Source organism: Ramlibacter sp. (assembly GCF_035706265.1).
In the GTDB taxonomy this organism is placed as follows: Bacteria; Pseudomonadota; Gammaproteobacteria; order Burkholderiales; family Burkholderiaceae_C; genus Ramlibacter.
Genome location: NZ_DASSVG010000158.1, coordinates 1 through 3,748, shown reverse-complemented (window position 1 = coordinate 3,748; position 3,748 = coordinate 1). Strand labels below are relative to the sequence as shown.

Annotated in this window: 3 protein-coding genes; all 3 read right to left on the bottom strand. The window is 67.6% G+C overall.

From position 1 onward, the window contains the following. Positions 1–68: 68 nt before the first annotated feature. Complete coding sequence (locus VFM98_RS06245) at positions 69–2,501, bottom strand: 3-hydroxyacyl-CoA dehydrogenase/enoyl-CoA hydratase family protein (protein ID WP_325109041.1); 2,433 nt, start codon at positions 2,499–2,501, stop codon at positions 69–71. A gap of 56 nt (positions 2,502–2,557) precedes the next feature. After that, positions 2,558–2,986, bottom strand: coding sequence for a DUF2147 domain-containing protein (locus tag VFM98_RS06240; protein ID WP_325109040.1), 429 nt, complete (start codon positions 2,984–2,986; stop codon positions 2,558–2,560). After that, a partial coding sequence (locus tag VFM98_RS06235) for an acyl-CoA dehydrogenase C-terminal domain-containing protein (RefSeq protein ID WP_325109038.1) occupies positions 2,983–3,748 on the bottom strand: 766 nt, incomplete at its 5' end. The genes VFM98_RS06240 and VFM98_RS06235, both read right to left, overlap by 4 nt.

The window sequence follows — 3,748 nt, the reverse complement described above, 5'->3', positions numbered from 1 at the left end:
CTGCCCTCTCCCGCAAGCGGGAGAGGGAGGAAGACAGGGCGGGCGGCTCCGGCTTCATCGTCCAGCGGTCAGTTGCGAACCGGCTTCCCCGTACTCAGCATCCCCAGAATCCGCTCCTGCGTCTTCGGGTGCTGCACCAGTTCGCAGAACGCGCGGCGTTCCAGGGTCATGAGGTATTCCTCGGTCACCAGCGTGCCTGCGTCCACGTCGCCGCCCGTCACCACGTTGGCGATCAGCGACGCGATGTGGAAGTCGTGCTGCGAGGCGAAGCCGCCGTCGCGCAGGTTCACGAGCTGGCCCTGGATGGTCGCCTTGGCGCTGCGGCCCGCCACCGGGAACATGCGCTTGTGCGGCGGACGGTAGCCGCTGTCGTACAGCGACTTCGCCTGCTGGAGCGCGACATACAGCAGTTCGTCCTTGTTCGGCACCACGATGTCGCTGTCCAACAGGTAACCGAGCTTGCGCGACTCCAGCGCGCTGGTGCCCACCTTGGCCATCGCGGCCGCGGTGAATCCCTCGGTGAGGAACTTCAGCAGGTCCTTGTCGGTGCTGGTGGCGGCGTTCTCCGCCGCCCGCCGCGCGATGTAGGTCAGGCCGCCGGCGCCGGGCACCAGGCCCACGCCCACTTCCACCAGTCCGATGTAGCTCTCCATGGCCGCCACGCGCTTGGCCGAATAAAGCCCCAGCTCGCAACCGCCGCCCAGCGCCAGCCCGCGGATGGCCGACACCACCGGCACGCTCGCATAACGCAGCCGCAGCATGGTCTGCTGCATGAAGCCTTCGGCATCCTCGATCGCCGTCACGCCCACCGCGATGAACGCGGGCAGCGTGGACTCCAGGTCGGCGCCGGCACTGAAGGGTTCGTCACCCGACCAGACCACCAGGCCCTGGTAGTCCTTCTCCGCGATCTCGATCGCCTGCTGCAGGCCCTCGCACACCTCGGGACTGATCGTGTGCATCTTGGTCTTGAGGCTCACGATCAGGACTTCCTGGTCGAGCGTCCAGATGCGCAGGTTCCGGTCTTCGTGCACCGTGGTGCCGGCGGTCTCGAAGCGCGGCCCGGCCTCGCCGCGCAGCAGCTCGGGGAAGAGCTGGCGGCGGTACACCGGCAGCACGCGGCGCGGCTCGAACTTGCCTGTGGTGGGATTGAACGAGCCTTCGGCCGTGTGCACGCCGCCGGCTTCGGCCACCGGACCCTTGAACACCCACTCCGGCAGAGGCGCGTCCGACAGCGTCTTGCCGGCGGCGATGTCCTCCTGGATCCATTGCGCCACCTGCAGCCAGCCCGCCTCCTGCCACAGCTCGAAGGGGCCCTGCTTCATGCCGAAGCCCCAGCGCATGGCCTGGTCCACGTCGCGCGCGGTCTCGGCGATGGTCGCCAGGTGCACGGCGGCATAGTGGAAGCTGTTGCGCAGGATGGCCCACAGGAACTGGCCCTGCGCACCGGTTGCATTGCGCAGCAGCTTGAGACGCTCGCCGGCCGGCTTCTTCAGCATGCGGCCGTAGACCTCGTCGGCCTTCTCGCCGCCCGGCACGTAGTCCTTGCGCGCGAGGTCGAAGCGCAGGATGTCGCGCCCCACCTTCTTGTAGAAGCCCGCCCTGGTCTTCTGCCCCAGGTTGCCCTGCTCCAGCAGCGTCTTCAGCACCTCGGGGGTCCCGAAGCTGCCGTAGAAGGGATCGGTCTCGGGCGAGAGCGTGTCCTGCAGCGTCTTGATCACGTGGGCCATCGTGTCCAGGCCCACCACGTCCGCCGTGCGGAAGGTGCCGCTGGAGGCGCGCCCCAGCTTCTTGCCGGTGAGGTCGTCCACCACGTCGAAGGTGAGGCCGAACTTCTCCACCTCGCGCATCGTCCCCAGCATGCCGGCGATGCCGACCCGGTTGGCGATGAAGTTGGGCGTGTCCTTGGCGCGCACCACGCCCTTGCCCAGCCCGCTGGTGACGAAGGTCTCCAGGTCGTCCAGGATCTGCGGCTTCGTGGTCGGCGTGGCGATCAGCTCCACCAGATACATGTACCGCGGCGGGTTGAAGAAGTGGATGCCGCAGAAGCGCGGCTTCATGGCCTCGGGCAGCGCCTCCGACAGCTTGGTGATCGACAGCCCCGAGGTGTTCGAGGCCACGATGGCGTGCGACGCCACGTGCGGCGCGATCTTCTTGTAGAGATCGAGCTTCCAGTCCATGCGCTCGGCGATCGCCTCGATCACCAGGTCGCAGTCGGCCAGCAGCCCCAGGTGCTCCTCGTAGTTCGCCGGCTGGATCAGCGCGGCGTCTTCCGGCACGCCCAGCGGCGACGGCTTGAGCTTCTTCAGGCCCTCGACGGCCTTGGTGACGATGCCGTTCTTCGGGCCCTCTTTTGCCGGCAGGTCGAACAGCACCACCGGCACCTTGACGTTGACCAGATGCGCCGCGATCTGCGCGCCCATCACCCCGGCGCCGAGCACGGCGACCTTGCGCACGTTGAAGCGCGGCGCCGCCGGGCCCTTGCCTTCGCCGGACGCGGCCATGCCGCCCGCGCCAGCCTCTTCGTGTTCCTTGTACACGGCAACTCCTTGCATCTTGATCACTGCACGCGCACCCAGGTCTGCGTGCGGAAGAACGGGCCGATGTAGCCGCGCACCTGCAGCTTCTGCCCGCCCTCGATGGGCGCCAGGCGCAGCGTGTATTCCTTGCCGTTCTCGGGGTCGAGGATCTTGCCGTGTTCCCACACGTCCTGCCCGGCGGTTTTCGTGGCGCCGCGGATGATCTCCAGCCCGTTGATCGGCTGGCCCTTGCGCTCGTCCCTGCATTCCTCGCAGGTCGGCTTGGCGTCCTTCTTCAGCGTCTTCTCGATCCGGCCGGAGAGCACCCCGGCGTTCTCGACGATGCGGATCTCCGCCTTGGGCTCGCCGGTCTTGTCGTCGATGCTGCGCCACAGGCCCACGGGGGATGCCTGGGCAAAGGCGCCGGAGAGCGCGAACGCGCCGGCGAGCAGGATCAGGGTGCGCTTCATGCCAGGGCCTCCTCGGTGTCCAGCAGCGACTTGACGCCGGAACGCGCCGTGCGCATCAGCATCGCCGTCTCGGGGAACAGGCGCGCGAAGTAGAAGCGCGCCGTCTGCAGCTTGGCCTGGTAGAACGGGTCGGTGTTGCCGGCCTCGATCTGCCGCAGCGCCACCTGCGCCATGCGGGCCCAGAAGTAGCCGAACACCAGGTGGCCCAGCACGCGCAGGTAGTCGGTGGCGGCGGCGCCGACCTCGTCCGGGTTCTGGTAGCCCTTGAAGCCGATCTCGGTGGTGAACTTGGTCATCTGGTCGCCCAGGTAGGCGATCGGGTTGATGAACTCGGCCATCTTCTCGTTGACGCCCTCTTCCTCCACCAGCCTGGCCACCAGCTTGCCGAACTTCTTCAGCGTGGCGCCGTTGTTGGAGAGCACCTTGCGCCCCAGCAGGTCGAGCGACTGCACGGTGTTCGTGCCCTCGTAGATCATGTTGATCCGGTTGTCGCGCACGAACTGCTCCATGCCCCACTCCGCGATGTAGCCATGGCCGCCGAACACCTGCATGCAGGCGTTGGTGGCGACGTGGCCGTTGTCGGTGAGGAAGGCCTTGACGATGGGCGTGAGCAGCGCCACCAGTTCGGCCGACTCGGCGCGCACCTTCTCGTCGGGGTGGTACAGCTCCTTGTCGATCAGCAGCGTGCAGTAGATCGCCAGCGCCCGGCCGCCCTCGGCATAGGCCTTGGCGGTGAGCAGCATCCGGCGCACGTCGGGGTGG

What these genes read in the sequence shown, in the direction of transcription:
- VFM98_RS06240 (WP_325109040.1), bottom strand. Translation starts at nt 2,986, where the DNA reads ATGAAGCGCACCCTGATCCTGCTCGCCGGCGCGTTCGCGCTCTCCGGC.
- VFM98_RS06245 (WP_325109041.1), bottom strand. Translation starts at nt 2,501, where the DNA reads ATGGCCGCGTCCGGCGAAGGCAAGGGCCCGGCGGCGCCGCGCTTCAAC.